We start from the raw sequence: 14,495 nt of genomic DNA, 5'->3' as shown, positions 1-14,495 counted from the left end.
GTAGGACTTCGGTGAGTGCTGTCTCAAGCCCACGCAAAATGCCCTTCAAGCGCAGGTCAGAGCGGACGTGCCCGAACGAGGCGGATTCCGGCGGTCGATCCGGGTTGACGATCCGCTTGACGATCTTGACTACGGTGCGTGACAGCGGTCGGCGCAAGGAGGGCCCGGGCGCGCCAGGGCCCCGGAACCGGGCAGCGGTTCCGGGGCCTCGGGGCCATCAGGGAGGGGGCTCAGCGGAAGCGGCGCAGCCGGAGGCTGTTGCCGACCACGAAGACCGAGGAGAAGGCCATCGCGGCCCCCGCGATCATCGGGTTGAGCATCCCGGCCGCCGCCAGCGGCAGGGCGGCGACGTTGTAGCCGAAGGCCCAGAACAGGTTGCTCTTGATGGTGCCGAGGGTCTTGCGGGAGAGCCGGATGGCGTCCGCCGCGGCCAGCAGGTCGCCGCGGACCAGGGTCAGGTCGCCGGCCTCGATCGCGGCGTCGGTGCCGGTGCCCATCGCCAGCCCCAGGTCGGCCTGGGCGAGCGCGGCCGCGTCGTTGACGCCGTCGCCGACCATCGCCACGACCTTGCCCTCGGCCTGCAGCCGCTTGACGGTGTCGACCTTGTCCTGCGGCATGACCTCGGCGATCACGTGCTCCGGCTTGATGCCCACCTCGGCGGCGACCGCCTCGGCGACCAGCTTGTTGTCACCGGTCAGCAGCACCGGGGTCAGGCCCAGGGAGCGCAGCTTGGCGATGGCCTCGGCGCTGGTCGGCTTGACCGCGTCCGCCACCTCCAGCACCGCCCGCGCCTCGCCGTCCCAGCCGACCGCGATCGCGGTGCGGCCGGCCGACTCGGCCTCGCGCTTGGCCTCGGCGAGGGCCTCCGGCAGGTACTGCGACCACTCGTTGAGCAGCGCCTCCCGGCCGGCCACCACGGCGTGGCCGTCCACCACGCCCTGGACGCCCAGGCCCGGCACGTTCTCGAAGCCCTCGACGGCGGGCAGTTCACCGGCCTTGGCGGCGGCGGTGGCGATCGCCCGGGCGATCGGGTGCTCGGAGGCGTGCTCCAGGGCGCCGGCCAGGCGCAGCACCTCGGCCTCGGTGACGCCCTCGACGGTGCGGACGGCGAGCAGGGTCATCTGGCCGGTGGTGACGGTGCCGGTCTTGTCCAGGACGATGGTGTCGACCTTGCGGGTGGACTCCAGGACCTCCGGGCCCTTGATCAGCACGCCCAGCTGGGCGCCGCGGCCGGTGCCGACCAGCAGCGCGGTCGGCGTGGCCAGGCCCAGGGCGCACGGGCAGGCGATGATCAGCACGGCGACGGCGGCGGTGAAGGCGGCGGTCCAGCCCTCGCCGGTGCCCAGCCAGTAGCCGAGGGTGGCCACGGCGAGGGTGATCACGATCGGCACGAAGACCGCGGAGATCCGGTCGGCGAGGCGCTGCGCGGCGGCCTTGCCGTTCTGCGCGTCCTCGACCAGCTTGGCCATCCGGGCGAGCTGGGTGTCCGCGCCGACCCGGGTCGCCTCGACGACCAGCCGGCCGCCCGCGTTGACGGTGGCGCCGGTGACGCCGTCGCCGACCCCGACCTCGACCGGCACCGACTCACCGGTCAGCATCGAGGCGTCCACCGCCGAGGCGCCCTCGACCACCGTGCCGTCGGTGGCGATCTTCTCGCCGGGCCGCACCACGAACCGGTCGCCCACCGCCAGCTCGGCGATCGGGATCCGCACCTCGGCTCCGCCGCGCAGCACCGTCACGTCCTTGGCGCCCAGCTCCAGCAGCGCCTTGAGAGCGGCCCCGGCGGTGCGCTTGGAGCGCGCCTCGAAGTAGCGCCCGGCCAGGATGAAGGCGGTGACGCCGGCCGCCGCCTCCAGGTAGATGTTCGAGGCGCCGTCGCTGCGGGCGATGGTGAACTCGAAGCCGTGCCGCATGCCCGGCATCCCGGCGTCGCCGAAGAACAGCGCCCACAGCGACCACAGGAACGCGGCGCCGGTACCGAGCGAGACCAGGGTGTCCATCGTCGCGGCGCCGTGCCGGGCGTTGGTGAACGCGGCCTTGTGGAACGGCCAGGCGGCGTACGTGACGACCGGGGCGGCGAGGGTCAGCGACAGCCACTGCCAGTTGTCGAACTGCAGCGCCGGGACCATGGCCATCGCGATCACCGGGACGGCCAGGGCCAGCGCGGTGAACAGCCGCTGGCGCAGCGGGGCCAGCTCGTCGGCGGACTCGGCCTGCTCGGCATCCTCGCCACCGGCGGTGGCCGGGGGCCTGGGCAGGGCGGCGGTGTAGCCGGTGGCCTCGACGGTGGCGATCAGGTCGGCCACCTCGACCTCGCCCTCGAAGGTGACCTTCGCCTTCTCGGTGGCGTAGTTGACGCTGGCCGAGACGCCGTCCATCCGGTTGAGCTTCTTCTCGATGCGGGCCGCGCACGAGGCGCACGTCATTCCGCCGATCGAGAGTTCCACCTCCGTGGAGGCGGGTGCCTGCGTGGTCATCGTTGCTCCTCGTGACAGTCGGTACTTCGAGGTACGTGCGCGGCCGGGCCGTCATACCCTGGAGGGGTATCAGGCGGTGCCGAGTTCATTTATACCCACGGGGGGTATCGAAGGCAAGCCCCCGGGATACCCCCGGCAGGTATTTTTTCAGGGCGGGGATCCGCTTGACTTGATACCCCCATGGGGTATTCACTCATGGGCATCGGACCACTCCCCCGCACCGCCCGCACTCCCCGCACTCCCGCCGGAAACCTTGAGGAGGGCCGCATGGCCGGCTACAGCACCGAGAAGGACCAGCTCCTGCGCCGACTGCGCCGCGTCGAGGGCCAGATCCGCGGCCTCCAGCGGATGGTCGACACCGACACCTACTGCATCGACACGCTGACCCAGGTCTCGGCCGCCACCAAGGCCCTCCAGTCCGTCGCCCTGAACCTGCTCGACACCCACCTCGCCCACTGCGTCCAGGACGCCATCGCGGGCGGCGGTGCCGAGGCCGACGCCAAGGTCGCCGAGGCCTCCCAGGCCATCGCCCGGCTCATGCGGGCCTGAGGCACCCTTCCCACCACCGAGGAGAACCCCGCCATGAACACCGCCCTGCGCATCACGGCCTTCACCGCCGGCCTCGCCGCCGCCTTCGGCCTCGCCCTCGGCGTCGGCCACGCCACCGGTAACGGTCCCGCCCCCAAGCCCGCCGCCGAACACGCGGGGCACGACGCCGGACACGCCGGGCACGATTCAGGGGGCGGTGGCGCCGCCGCCGAGCACCTGCCCGGCGGACTCCAGATCTCCGAGCGCGGCTACACCCTGAGCGTCGACAACCCCTTCGTCACCGCCGGCTCCCCCACCGACCTGCGGTTCCGCATCCTCGGCGCGGACGGCAAGCCCGTCACCGCCTACCAGCAGCAGCACGAGAAGGAACTCCACCTGATCGTCGCCCCGCGCGACCTCTCCACCTTCCAGCACCTGCACCCCACCCTCGCCGCCGACGGCACCTGGAGCGCCCCCACCGCCGTACCCGCCGCCGGCGAGTACCGGGTGTTCGCCGACTTCACCCCGGCCGGCGCCGAGGGCCTCACCCTCGGCGCCGACCTCCACGCCGCCGGCGACCTGCGCCCCGCCCCGCTGCCCGAGACCGGACGCACCGTCACCGTCGACGGCTACACCGTCACCCTCGGCGGCGACCTCACCCCCGGCCGCAGCAACCACCTCACCCTGAACGTCAGCAAGGACGGCGCCCCCGTCACCGACCTCCAGCCCTACCTCGGCGCCTACGGCCACCTGGTCGCCCTGCGCGCCGGCGACCTCGCCTACCTCCACGTCCACCCGGACACCACGACCCCGGGCCCCGAGATCGGCTTCACCACCACCGCGCCGAGCGGCGGCAGCTACCGGCTCTTCCTGGACTTCCAGCACCAGAACACCGTCCACACCGCCGCCTTCACCGTCACCGCGGACAGCACCGCCGCCCCCGCCACCGAGGAGCCGGCCGCCGACCACCAGCACTGAGCAGCCCCCGCACGAGAAGTGCCGGGCGATCCCTCCCACGGGATCGCCCGGCACTTTCGCGCTCTCCGGAGGCGAAGCGCGCGAACGGCGTCCAGCCGTCGGGCAGCGTGGTCCGAACGCGCGCGGCGCGCCCCGCCACCAGCCAGGCCCCGAGGCCTCACCCGGTCGCGTCCCCACCGGCACCGGGCGGCCGGCTCGGGCCCGGGGAAGGGCGTATTCCGTCACAGAGGTCTCACACCCAGATGGAGAACGCGTCTCACACCGCAGGTCAGCGCCGTGGGACGCGTCTCCATGGCTGATGGGACGTCAGACCTCCACCCGGACGGCTGGTGGATTGCGGCACAGTTCTGCCGCGGCTCGGTGAGCACGAGCCGACACCCGAGACCGCTCCCTGGAAGGAACACTCCGTGAGCCTCAAGTCGCGTATCGCCAAGGCGGCCACCGCGACCGCCGTCGCCGGCGCCGCCCTCCTCACCCTGGCCGGCCCCGCCAGCGCCAACCCGAACGCGCCGTACCTCGGCTACGGCTACGCCAACAACACCCACGCCGTGTGGTGCGTGCAGCACCAGTTCAACTACTTCGTCAAGAACGCGTACATCAACTACCCGGCCATCGGCGAGGACGGCCTGTGGGGCCCGGAGACCTACAACGCGATGGTCTGGCTGCAGAAGTCCTTCATGGACCCGCCGGCCGACGGCATCGTCGGCCCGAAGACCGGCCAGTACCTGTACCAGATGGGCGACCCGTACTACACGGGCTACGGCAGCGCCAACCCGTCCAACGCGTACTGCTGGCAGTACCTCCCGACCATCTGAGCCAGATCCCCTTCAGGAGACCCGAATGAGCCTCAAGTCCCGCATCGCCAAGGCCGCCACCGCGACCGCCGTCGCCGGCGCCGCCCTCCTCACCCTGGCCGGCCCCGCCAGCGCCAGCCCCAGCGCCCCGACCCTCGGTGACGGCTACGCCAACAACGGCCACGCCGTGTGGTGCGTCCAGCACAACCTCAACCACTTCCTGAGCATCACCACCGTCTCCGACCACCCCGCTCTGTTGGCGGAGGACGGCATCTGGGGCCCGCAGACCAAGGCGGCCGTCGAGTGGCTGCAGTCCAGCTCCTACGTCGACGGCCAGAAGCTCCAGGTCGACGGCTTCGTCGGCCCGCTCACCGGAGACATGATCATCGGGGACGGTGACCCGTACTACGTCGGCAGCTACAACGCCTACTGCTGGCAGTACATCCCCACCACCTACGGACCCTGATCATCCGTCGCGCGAGGAGCGGTACATGACCACGAAGACCTTCGGCCGAGGCATGGTGGCGGTGGCCATGGCCGGCGCCGCGCTGCTGGGCCTGTCCGGGACCGCCAGCGCCTCCGACACCGCCGACTACATCGGCGACAACCAGCCCGACAACACCCACGGCGTCTGGTGCGTCCAGCACCTGATCAACGATGTGGCCCGGCAGAACAACCGGGCGACCGTCGACGAGGACGGTGTCTGGGGCCCGCGGACCAAGGACCAGGTCCTGTGGTTCCAGAACTTCGTCCACGTGCCGGCGGACGGCATCGTCGGCCCCTTCACCGGCGACAACATTCTCTATCGCGGCGACCAGTACTACGGCGGGAAGTCCGGCTACTGCTTCACCTACGTGCCCAGCGACTCGGGCCTGTTCGAGTAGCACCTGCCCGTCGAGCACATCGAGCGCCAGGGAGGGTGAAGCACCCCACCCTCCCTGGCGAACCATCACGGATCTGGAGACCCTCCTGTGAGTACCCTCCTCCCCACCCGGCGCCGGTTGTCGCTGGGCCTGGCCCTGGCGGCCGTGCTGACGGGCGTCGGCGCGTACACCGCCTCGGCCGCATCCGCCGCGGCCGCGCCGAGCCCGACTCCCCTGACCTCCTCGGCCTGCCCGGCCGACCTGCAGCAGGGTGAGGCCGACGGCTGCGTCACCCAGCTCCAGCTGGAGCTGAACCTGACCGGTGCCCAGATCACCGTGGACGGGCAGTTCGGGCCGGCCACCGGCGCGGCCGTGCGCACCTTCCAGGCCTCGCACGCCCTGGGCGTCGACGGCATCGTCGGTCCGGCCACCAAGTCGGCGCTCGACGCGGCCGCGGCCTCCTCCTCCGGCACCGTGGACCTGCGCACCCAGTGCGGCGACCTGCGGACCGGCGCCAGTGGCCCGTGCGTCTCGACCCTGCAGACGATGCTGAACACCTTCAACGCGGGCCGCCTGGCCGTGGACGGGCAGTTCGGGCCGGCCACCGACACGGCCGTGCGCAACTTCGAGGCCTCGCACGCCCTGGCCATCGACGGGGTTGTCGGCATCGCCGTCAAGAACGCCCTCTACACCAGCACCCCCACCCCGCTGCCCAGCGGCGCCGTCGACCCCGCCAAGGTCCTGAACGCGGCGAAGTCGTACCTGGGCGTCCCCTACGTGTGGGGCGGCGGCCACTCCCTGCGCGGCGAGGGCCCCGGCCCGTCGCTCGGCACCTGCGACGGCTACACCGGCTCGATCCAGCCCTGCCCTGCCAACACCACCGCCGGCCTGGACTGTTCGGGCCTGGTCCGCGCGGCCTTCTGGTTCGGCGCCGGCATCGACCTCGCCAACGGCGGCGACACCAACCAGCAGACCCTGGACAGCCACCTCACCCCGATCACGGAGTCCCAGCGCCGGCCCGGCGACGTCGAGTACTTCGGAACGGACGCGCACACCACCGTGCACGTCGTGCTCTACGCCGGCACCGACCCCGCCACGGGCGCGGACATGATGTACGAGGCGAAGGAAACCGGCACCAACGTCCACTACGTCAGCCTTCGCACCGGCGGCTACTGGTACCACGTCTCGGCCTGACCACCCGGGCGAGGCCCGACACCACCCGCCCGGGGCCCTGTGCACTCAGGCATGTCATCGGCGGCGCACCGTCCGCCCCGGGCCATCCGCCTGTCCCATATGAAGGAGAACGTCCATGCGTACCAAGCTCGCTGCCATCGCCGCGGGAGCCGTCGTGTTCACCGGCCTCGGAGTCGGCACCGCCACCACCGCGTCCGCCACCACCCCTCCCGCGTGCAGCTGGTACGGCTTCCACAGCGACAACGAGCCGGAGGTGAGCTACGGCGACAGCGGCGCGGAGATCAAGACGCTGCAGTGCGAGCTCAACTACAGCGTGCGCGGCGCCGGTCTGCAGGTGGACGGGATCTTCGGCGGCAACACCCTCTCCGTCGTGAAGAAGTTCCAGGGGTGCGCCGGTCTCCAGGTCGACGGCATCGTCGGCCCGAACACCTGGGCCGCGCTGGACAGCCAGAGCGACATCGACACCGAGGCGAACTACATCTGCTGATCCGGCCCGACCGAGTACTCCCCATCACCTGTACCGAAGGAAGAACCATGCGCCACAAGCTTGCGGCCGTCGTCATCACCACCGTGCTGGCCGCCGGATTCGGCGTGACCACCGCCGGCAGCGCCTCGGCTGAAACCGCGGACTGCGGCGTGTACAGCAAGAGCGAGCCGGAGCTGAGCTACGGCGACAGCGGTAACGAGGTCAAGGCGTTGCAGTGCGAACTGAACGCGTCCTCCACCTTCTTCTCCACCCCCTTCAACCTGAGCGTCGATGGACAGTTCGGCGACCAGACCCTCGCCGCGGTGAAGAAGTTCCAGGGGTGCGCCAAGCTCCAGGCCGACGGCATCGTCGGCCCGAAGACCTGGTCCGCGCTGGACTTCTGGGCCACCCCGTGGAACGAGCTCACCGGCTGCTGACGAATCGTCGATCGTTGGGGCGTGCCGAAGCCGCCGGGGCCCGGACCGCCTGGCCGGGGAGTTCCAAGGCGCAGTCGATCTCCGGGAATCGGCGGATTCCCGGGGACATCGCAACACAGTGATCGACTGGCGTCGGCCAGGAGCCTGGCGAGATGCTCGGCTGGGGTCCCCCAGCCGAGCGTTTTGCGTGGGCTCCCGTTCAGTTCGGCGGTGACCACGGGCGGGCCCTCGCGCGTGCGGCGGGACAGGTTCACCCCCGCTTCGGGCTCACTCGGCCTCCCCCGGAAGCGGGACAGGACCGAGGTCGCCCTCGGGCTCGCGAGTGAGGATGGCGAGCAGATCGGGATCCGCACAGATCTCGGCGCTGTGCTTCCATTGGGTCAACAGGAGCGCGATCGGGGCCAGGTTGTCCAGTGCCACCGCTCCCCGTGCAGTGTCGACCAGCTCGGCGAGCAGAGCGTCGATGTCTTCGTCGGGCAGGAAAGTGACCCACGGCAGGGCTTCGGGCAGTGCCTGTCGCAGGGCGTCGATGTTCTCGGTCCGCACCAGCCCCGCGAGCAGGCGCGAGGTGAAGTCCACGACGGTCGCATCGCGTTCCATCTGGTCGATGCGCATCAACGCGAGGTCCCCGGCGTCGCGCCTCCGGAGTCGGAGCGCGCGGACGGCATCGAGTCGGCGCGTCGTCGCGGCCGGGTGGTGGAGCAGTTCGCTGAACGGCACGTCCTCGTAGGCCACGGCCATAACATCCACAGTAGCTCGGATGTCGGCCCAGAGGCCTTGCGAATCGGGTGAATCTCAGCGGCGGCCGCGGTGGTCACGGCCCAGGTGCGGGAGGTGCCGACCGGTCTCAGCGGAACGCGGCGACGTTGCGGGCGGCCCAGTCGGCGAAGGGGCGCGGGGCGCGGCCGAGGACCCGCTGGATGTCCGGACTGACGCGCAGCTCGGCCGGGCTCGGGGAGCCGAGGATGTCCAAGGTGTCGTCGGCGAGTTCCGCCGGCATGCTCCGGGCCATGGCGGCCTTGGCCTCGTCGCGGGTGAGCTCGTGGAACCTCACCGGCGTGCCGAGCGTGGCCGCGATGGCCTCCGTCTGCCCGCGCGGCGTGATCACCTCCGGGCCGGTCAGCTCGTACACGCCGCCGACGTGCCGGTCGTCCAGCAGACAGGCCGCCGCGACTGCGGCGATGTCCGTCGGGTCGACGATCGGTACGCCGACGTCCCCGAAGGGCGCGGCGACGACCTGGTGCGCGCGAACGGACTCGGCCCACCACAGGGCGTTGGAGGCGAAGCCGCCCGGCCGCAGGACGGCCCACTCCAGGCCGGACTCCCGCAGCGCGTCCTCCAGCGCGCGCATCGCGATCCGCGTCGGGCCGAACGGCCTGGTCGCCACGCCCTGACTGGAGAGCAGGACGACCCGGCGCACCCCGCCCGCCGCGGCTTCGCCGATGATGTCGGTAGGACTGGATCCAGCCGCGTGCAGGTCTCCGGACAGCAGCAGGAACAACGCCTTCGCCCCCTCCAGCGCCGGCTCGAGGCCGGCCGGCCTTCCCAGATCTGCCACCACGTGGCGGACGCCGTCCGGCACCGCCGCCGCGTGCCGCGACACCGCCGTCACCTGCTCCCCCGCCTCGGCCAGCGCCTGCGTCAACGGCCGGCCGACGTTCCCGGTAGCCCCGGTCACCACGATCATGATCAGCTCCTTGTCGGATGTCCTCTGTGTTCCCGACGCTAGGACCGGCGGCTAACTTTTCGTAAGGACATACCTGGAGGTAAGTTCATGACATGACGGAAGGTTTGCAGCACAGCCAGGCCGAGGCCAGAGCCCGGTATGACGTGTTTCACACCGACTGTCCCGCCCGCGACATGGTCGACCACGTGACCAGCAGGTGGGGCATCTGGGTGCTGATCTCCTTGCGGAGCAACGATCTCCGGTTCTACGAGCTGCGCGAAAGCATCCAAGGCATCAGCGAGAAGATGCTCTCCCAGACCCTGCGCGCGCTGGTCGACGACGGCCTGGTCTGGCGGAAGGTCGAGCCGACGACGCCACCCCAAGTCACCTACGGACTGACCGACTTCGGCCGGGAGGTCAGCGAGCCGCTGACGGAGCTGTTCGACCGGATCACCAGCCGACTGTCGCTGCTCGGCCTGCGCCGGCCCGGCAATGACTGACCGACTGCCGGTGAACACCCGGCGGCCCTAGGATCCCGGCCATGCCCTTGCCTCAGCCCGATGATCTGACTTCGCTGGTCCTGCGTACCGACTTCGGTGACGACGAAGCCTGGGATGCCTTTCGTGCCGCACTCGACGCTGCCGGCGAGTATCCCCATGCCACGTATGTCAGCGACCTTCGCTTCGCTGACGTGGATGTCCGGGCGCTGCTGGACGAAGAGGCCGCGACAGAGGAAGACGACCAGGTCATCGACGTATTCCTGGCGGACGCGACCACGATGAAGAGCCCTGGCCACCCATTGCTGGCCGTGGACCTCTCGCACGAACCCGGGCGGACGTTCAGGGTCCCGGCTCGATGGTTTCCGGATGTGTCCGCCAATCTCAGCATCGCCAACATGGACTTTGCGGAGTTCGCCGATGCTGCTGATGGATCGGGGACCTTCCGCGGCTTTGACGGAGACTGACGCCTCACTACTGAGACGTGCGGGGCGAACCTTCGGGTGAGGATGGCGTTCAGCACCGGATCAGCGCAGATCTCGGCGCTGTGCCGCCACTGGTTCAGCAGGAGCGCGATCGGGCCGAGGTCGTCGGGCGGAAGGCTGCTCCACGGCAGGGCTTCCGAAAGTGCTCGGTGCAGGGCGGCGAGATTCTCGGCTTGCGCCAGGTCCGCGAGCAAACGGCAGGTGTCGTTCACAGGTTCCAGAATCCTCGGATCGGAAGAGACGTCAGTGGTGGTCGTGACCCGAACGGGAGGTGCCGGGCGATCCGCGCAGGATCGCCCGGCAGCTCCGTTTACCCGGACGGGTGTCGGGCGGCTTGCCGGAGCACTGCGAGGAGAAGGGCTTCCGCGTTTCCCGGGGTGGCCGCCCAGAACTGCATCTCGGTGTGGGCGGCCTGACGGCGGGGGCTGACGGCACGGACCGGGCGGGAGAACTGGGCGCTGAGGCACCACCACATCTCGATGCGGGCCCAGGTGAGTCCCCCGATCACTCGGGGTCCGTCGCGCGCAGGTGGATCGGATGGGCGGACTCGATGCCGATGAAGGCGATCGCGCGCACCGCGCCGAACTCGACCAGCTGGTGGGCGATTCGGGCGGCGGAGGCGTCGCTGAAGAGGTCGGCGAGGTAGCCGGCCTGGTCGTCGTCCAGCGGGAGTCGGGCGAGGCTGGTGCGGATGGCGTCGAGGGCGTCGGAGAGCCTGGCAAAGGAGGCGACCTTCGTGATGCCCTTGATCTCGACCGTTACGGGGAAGGGGAGTTCGGCACTCACTGCGCGCCTCCTTCGATCCGCGCCCACATCACCTTGCCGATGCCACCCAGACGCGGGCAGCAGCCCCAGCCGGACGCCAGCTGGGAGACGAGCCAGAGCCCGCGCCCGGTCTCGTCGTACTCGGTGACGGGGCGCGGGATCGACGGCCGGTTGGCGTCGGCGTCGTGCACCTCGATGCGGAGCGAGCCGGGGTGGAGTTCGAACCGGATGAAGATCAGCCGACCCGGCGGGGTCTTGGCGTGGAGGATGGAGTTCGCGACGAGCTCGCCGAGCACCAACTCCCCGGAGTCGAGGAACCGTTCGCCGTCGGGCTGTTTGGCGAGGAAGGTTCGGAGCAGACGCCGGGCGAAGCCGGCGGACTTGTGGTGCCTGGGCAGCCACCACGAGCACTCACTCGCAGGGGCAGGCGGCTTCTCCAACGTTCCGGGCATGGCAGGGCCTCCTCCGGGGGTGATGGGAAATCTCGCGATCCGGAGGGCGGCGAGAGGCATGGGAATGCCCGAGCGATGAGCCGCCAGGATCACGCTACGTAGTGCGGGGCACTACGCCAGGTAGCATGCCTCCTGCGGATGCCGTCTCGCAACACTGAACATCAATTCGCATATGCTCTTTTGAATCTGACGTGACGACACCCCACCCGTCACGCGAGACTGTGAAGCAACGACAGAGTGCGATGAGGGGAGGTCGCAGCGTGACCGCAATGCCCACGGTGCGCCGCCGGATGCTGGGTGCAGAGCTCCGGAAGATTCGGGAGGGCCTACGCCTCACGGTTGACGAGGTGTCGGCCCGGCTCGGTTGGCACCAGTCCAAGGTCAGCCGACTGGAGAACGGCCGCTACGGTGTGCGCGCGAACGAGGTCGGGGTACTGCTCGACGTCTACCAGGTCACAGATCCGGAGACCCGCGAGGCACTCGCGACGCTGGCGCGCGAGGGCAAGCGAAGGGTGTGGTGGCAGCCGTACTCGGATGTGATCTCGCAGCGCTACGCCTCGTTCATCAGCTTCGAGGCGGAAGCGGTGTCGATTCGGAACTTCGAGTCATCGCTCGTGCCGGGACTGCTCCAGACTGCCGACTACGCACGTGCGCTGATCCGGCAGTTGGAGCCCGAGGCCACACCCGACGAGATCAATGCACTGGTCGACGTACGTCTGGCTCGTCAGAACGCGACACTTCGGCGAGAGGAGCCATTGAAGCTCTGGGCGATCGTGGATGAGGCCGCGCTCCGCCGCTTCATCGGCAGCCGGACCATCATGTCAAAGCAGTTGCAGCAGCTCATCGCCGCCTCCCGCGAGCCGAACGTCACCTTGCAAGTTGTGCCGTTCTCGGCTGGCGCTCACGCAGGCGTGCATGGGTCGTTCGCGGTTCTGGAGTTTCCCGTCCGAGGAGATCTCGACGTGGTGTACACCGAGGCCCTGACGAGTAGCCTCTATCTCGAACGGGATAGCGACGTCGCCGCCTACGACCAGGCGTTTGATCGGCTCCGGGCAGCCGCACTCGACGTTGCGCCGTCACGACGGCTTGTCGCGCAGATCGCAAAGGAATTTGAGCAATGATCAGCCACCAGAACTTGGACCTGAGTCACGCCAGCTGGCGAAAGAGCAGGTTCAGCGCCAATCAGGGCAACTGCATCGAGGTCGCCGACGGCCTCGTCGGCATCGTTCCCGTCCGCGACTCCAAGGACCCCAGCGGGCCGGCCCTCACCTTCCCCGCCGACGCGTGGACGGCCTTCGTCACCGCCATCAAGACCGGCGAACTCCCCAACGCCTGACTGGAAGACCGCGCTCAGTGAGCGGGCGTCGAAGCTGCTGATCTCCGAAGTGGCAGGAAGCTATGGACACGGTTGACATGACCGGAGCGGTGTGGGTCAAGTCCACCCGCAGCAACGGACAATCCGCCTGCGTTGAGGTCGGGTTCCTCGACAACGACATCGTCCCAGTCCGCGACTCCAAAGACCCCGGCGGCCCGGCGCTCACCTTCCCCGCCGACGCGTGGACGGCCTTCGTCACCGCCATCAAGACCGGCGAACTCCCCACCAGCTGAACAGGTTTGCGCGAGAAGTCGGCCTGGCCGACTTCTCGCGCAAACCTCATCAGTGGTGGCCGTGGTGGTCGTGGCCCGCGTGCGGGTCACCGTGTGCTGCGTGCCCGCCCGCGTCCGGGGGGCCGCCCATCATCCGCAGCATCGCGGCGCCGCCGGTGCGGAAGAAGCGGATGAGGAGGACCACCGCGAGCAGCAGGAAGGCGATGTTGAGCCAGGTGGTGTAGTTCCACTCGACGCCGGACATCGGGATCTCGGCGTTCCGCTGGTTGGGCACCAGGCCGAGGCCGCCGAAGAGGAACTCGACCACGTACCCGGCCAGCACCATCGCCGCGTAGAACGTCCCGAGGAGGAAGAAGGCCATCCGGGGGCCGTAGTACTTCCGGTAGATGTTGAGGATAGGCAGGATCAGCAGGTCGGCGAAGATGAACGCGACCACCCCACCGAAGCTGATGCCGCCCTTCCACAGCACCACCGCCAGCGGCACGTTGCCGATCGAGCAGACGAAGGACGCCATCGCCACCAGCGGGCCGATCAGCGGCCCCCACAGCCTGCCCGCCAGCGGGTGGTCGGCGAAGAAGAAGGCCTGCCAGAAGGAGTCGGGGACCCAGGCGGCGATGGCGCCGGCGATGAGCAGGCCGATCACCAGGTCCGTGAGGATGGCGGCCCACTCCATCACGAAGACGTGCGAGACCGAGGTGAGGCCCTGCCGGGAGAGCAGGCGGCGGGCGAAGGAGCCCTCCCCGGCCACCGACATGTCCATCGCCGCGTGGCCTTCCATCGAGCCCGCCCGTCCGTACGACGCCTGCTCGCGGGCCTCGCGGAGCGGGCGGTCGCGCAGCAGCAGGCGGAACAGCAGCGCGAGCAGCAGGATCATCACCGGTCCGCCGACGAACTCCGCCGCGGTGAACTGCCACCCCAGCAACAGGGCCAGGATGACGCCGAGTTCGACCACCAGGTTCGTCGAGGCGATCTCGAAGGCCATCGCCGCGGTGAAGTTCGCGCCCTTGCGGAACAGCGAACGGGCCAGGGCGACGGCCGCGTAGGAGCAGGAGGAGGAGGCCGCGCCGAGGGCGGAGGCGACGGCGAGGGTGCGCGGGCGGTCGTCGCCGAGCAACCGCACCACGGTGGACTTGTGGACCACCGCCTGCACGACGGCGGAGAGCAGGAAGCCGAGGATCAGGGCCCAGGTGATCTCCCAGGTCATCGATCCGGCGATGGACAGCGCGTGCAGGATCGCGTGCATGGTGGTCCGCCTTCCTCAGAGCCGTGTCCCCGGTGGGCGCCG

The 14,495-nt window shown here is 69.9% G+C and carries 19 protein-coding genes and 1 pseudogene; 13 read left to right on the top strand and 7 right to left on the bottom strand.

Going from position 1 to position 14,495, the window contains the following annotated elements; all coding sequences use genetic code 11:
• Positions 1-230: 230 nt before the first annotated feature.
• Positions 231-2,477: a heavy metal translocating P-type ATPase gene (locus tag ACZ3UD_RS19235; RefSeq protein ID WP_465588596.1), complete on the bottom strand. Its 2,247-nt coding sequence runs from the start codon at positions 2,475-2,477 to the stop codon at positions 231-233.
• 180 nt (positions 2,478-2,657) lie between these two features.
• On the opposite strand from ACZ3UD_RS19235, the gene ACZ3UD_RS19230 reads away from it, so the two are divergent.
• The 8 genes from ACZ3UD_RS19230 to ACZ3UD_RS19195 all read left to right on the top strand — a co-directional run bounded on the left by ACZ3UD_RS19230 (position 2,658) and on the right by ACZ3UD_RS19195 (position 7,737).
• Positions 2,658-3,026 (top strand): metal-sensitive transcriptional regulator, encoded by a 369-nt coding sequence (locus ACZ3UD_RS19230; RefSeq protein WP_465588593.1) that lies wholly within the window; start codon positions 2,658-2,660, stop codon positions 3,024-3,026.
• Between the two features lie 33 nt (positions 3,027-3,059).
• Positions 3,060-3,983 carry a hypothetical protein gene (locus tag ACZ3UD_RS19225; protein ID WP_465588591.1) on the top strand — a complete coding sequence of 308 codons (924 nt, stop codon included), beginning with the start codon at positions 3,060-3,062 and terminating at the stop codon, positions 3,981-3,983.
• 407 nt (positions 3,984-4,390) lie between these two features.
• Entirely contained in the window at positions 4,391-4,798 is a 408-nt protein-coding gene (locus ACZ3UD_RS19220; RefSeq protein WP_465588588.1) for a peptidoglycan-binding domain-containing protein, read from the top strand.
• A gap of 25 nt (positions 4,799-4,823) precedes the next feature.
• Positions 4,824-5,243, top strand: coding sequence for a peptidoglycan-binding domain-containing protein (locus tag ACZ3UD_RS19215; protein WP_465588586.1), 420 nt, complete (start codon positions 4,824-4,826; stop codon positions 5,241-5,243).
• A gap of 25 nt (positions 5,244-5,268) precedes the next feature.
• Positions 5,269-5,661 carry a peptidoglycan-binding domain-containing protein gene (locus ACZ3UD_RS19210; protein ID WP_465588583.1) on the top strand — a complete coding sequence of 131 codons (393 nt, stop codon included), beginning with the start codon at positions 5,269-5,271 and terminating at the stop codon, positions 5,659-5,661.
• Positions 5,662-5,748: 87 nt separating this feature from the next.
• Positions 5,749-6,834, top strand: a complete 1,086-nt coding sequence (locus tag ACZ3UD_RS19205) for a C40 family peptidase (RefSeq protein WP_465588580.1) — start codon at positions 5,749-5,751, stop codon at positions 6,832-6,834.
• Positions 6,835-6,949: 115 nt separating this feature from the next.
• Complete coding sequence (locus tag ACZ3UD_RS19200; RefSeq protein WP_465588577.1) at positions 6,950-7,321, top strand: peptidoglycan-binding domain-containing protein; 372 nt, start codon at positions 6,950-6,952, stop codon at positions 7,319-7,321.
• 47 nt (positions 7,322-7,368) lie between these two features.
• On the top strand, positions 7,369-7,737 hold the full coding sequence (locus ACZ3UD_RS19195; protein ID WP_465588574.1) for a peptidoglycan-binding domain-containing protein: 369 nt from the start codon (positions 7,369-7,371) through the stop codon (positions 7,735-7,737).
• Positions 7,738-7,871: 134 nt separating this feature from the next.
• Here ACZ3UD_RS19195 and ACZ3UD_RS19190 read toward each other — a convergent pair.
• From ACZ3UD_RS19190 to ACZ3UD_RS19180, 3 genes and pseudogenes are all read right to left on the bottom strand, one after another.
• Positions 7,872-7,994, bottom strand: a pseudogene (locus tag ACZ3UD_RS19190) (IS30 family transposase); the annotation flags it as partial.
• 10 nt (positions 7,995-8,004) lie between these two features.
• Complete coding sequence (locus tag ACZ3UD_RS19185) at positions 8,005-8,478, bottom strand: hypothetical protein (protein WP_465588571.1); 474 nt, start codon at positions 8,476-8,478, stop codon at positions 8,005-8,007.
• 106 nt (positions 8,479-8,584) lie between these two features.
• Positions 8,585-9,424, bottom strand: a complete 840-nt coding sequence (locus tag ACZ3UD_RS19180) for an SDR family oxidoreductase (protein ID WP_465588568.1) — start codon at positions 9,422-9,424, stop codon at positions 8,585-8,587.
• A gap of 92 nt (positions 9,425-9,516) precedes the next feature.
• Between ACZ3UD_RS19180 and ACZ3UD_RS19175 the strand changes: the two genes are divergently transcribed.
• Together ACZ3UD_RS19175 and ACZ3UD_RS19170 are read left to right on the top strand one after the other, a co-directional pair.
• Positions 9,517-9,903, top strand: coding sequence for a winged helix-turn-helix transcriptional regulator (locus tag ACZ3UD_RS19175; protein WP_465588565.1), 387 nt, complete (start codon positions 9,517-9,519; stop codon positions 9,901-9,903).
• Positions 9,904-9,944: 41 nt separating this feature from the next.
• Entirely contained in the window at positions 9,945-10,367 is a 423-nt protein-coding gene (locus ACZ3UD_RS19170; protein ID WP_465588562.1) for a DUF6924 domain-containing protein, read from the top strand.
• A gap of 522 nt (positions 10,368-10,889) precedes the next feature.
• Here the strand turns inward: ACZ3UD_RS19170 and ACZ3UD_RS19165 are convergent.
• Positions 10,890-11,171, bottom strand: coding sequence for a hypothetical protein (locus ACZ3UD_RS19165; protein WP_465588559.1), 282 nt, complete (start codon positions 11,169-11,171; stop codon positions 10,890-10,892).
• Complete coding sequence (locus tag ACZ3UD_RS19160; RefSeq protein ID WP_465588556.1) at positions 11,168-11,602, bottom strand: ATP-binding protein; 435 nt, start codon at positions 11,600-11,602, stop codon at positions 11,168-11,170. Before ACZ3UD_RS19160 ends, ACZ3UD_RS19165 begins: the two co-directional genes overlap by 4 nt.
• Positions 11,603-11,871: 269 nt before the next feature.
• On the opposite strand from ACZ3UD_RS19160, the gene ACZ3UD_RS19155 reads away from it, so the two are divergent.
• From ACZ3UD_RS19155 to ACZ3UD_RS19145, 3 genes are all read left to right on the top strand, one after another.
• Entirely contained in the window at positions 11,872-12,723 is an 852-nt protein-coding gene (locus ACZ3UD_RS19155) for a helix-turn-helix domain-containing protein (protein ID WP_465588731.1), read from the top strand.
• The gene (locus tag ACZ3UD_RS19150; protein WP_465588553.1) at positions 12,720-12,938 is read left to right on the top strand and encodes a DUF397 domain-containing protein; all 219 of its coding nucleotides are present in this window, start codon (positions 12,720-12,722) and stop codon (positions 12,936-12,938) included. The genes ACZ3UD_RS19155 and ACZ3UD_RS19150 overlap by 4 nt, the downstream gene beginning before the upstream one ends.
• Before the next feature lie 62 nt (positions 12,939-13,000).
• Positions 13,001-13,210 carry a DUF397 domain-containing protein gene (locus ACZ3UD_RS19145; RefSeq protein WP_465588550.1) on the top strand — a complete coding sequence of 70 codons (210 nt, stop codon included), beginning with the start codon at positions 13,001-13,003 and terminating at the stop codon, positions 13,208-13,210.
• A 49-nt stretch (positions 13,211-13,259) separates the two neighbouring features.
• Here the strand turns inward: ACZ3UD_RS19145 and ACZ3UD_RS19140 are convergent, their stop codons facing one another.
• Positions 13,260-14,453 carry a permease gene (locus ACZ3UD_RS19140; RefSeq protein WP_465588547.1) on the bottom strand — a complete coding sequence of 398 codons (1,194 nt, stop codon included), beginning with the start codon at positions 14,451-14,453 and terminating at the stop codon, positions 13,260-13,262.
• Positions 14,454-14,495 lie beyond the last annotated feature (42 nt).

It is taken from the genome of Kitasatospora sp. NPDC023118, from assembly GCF_055560875.1.
Note: the sequence above shows the minus strand (reverse complement) of the source record. Positions and strands in the feature narration are given on the sequence as shown.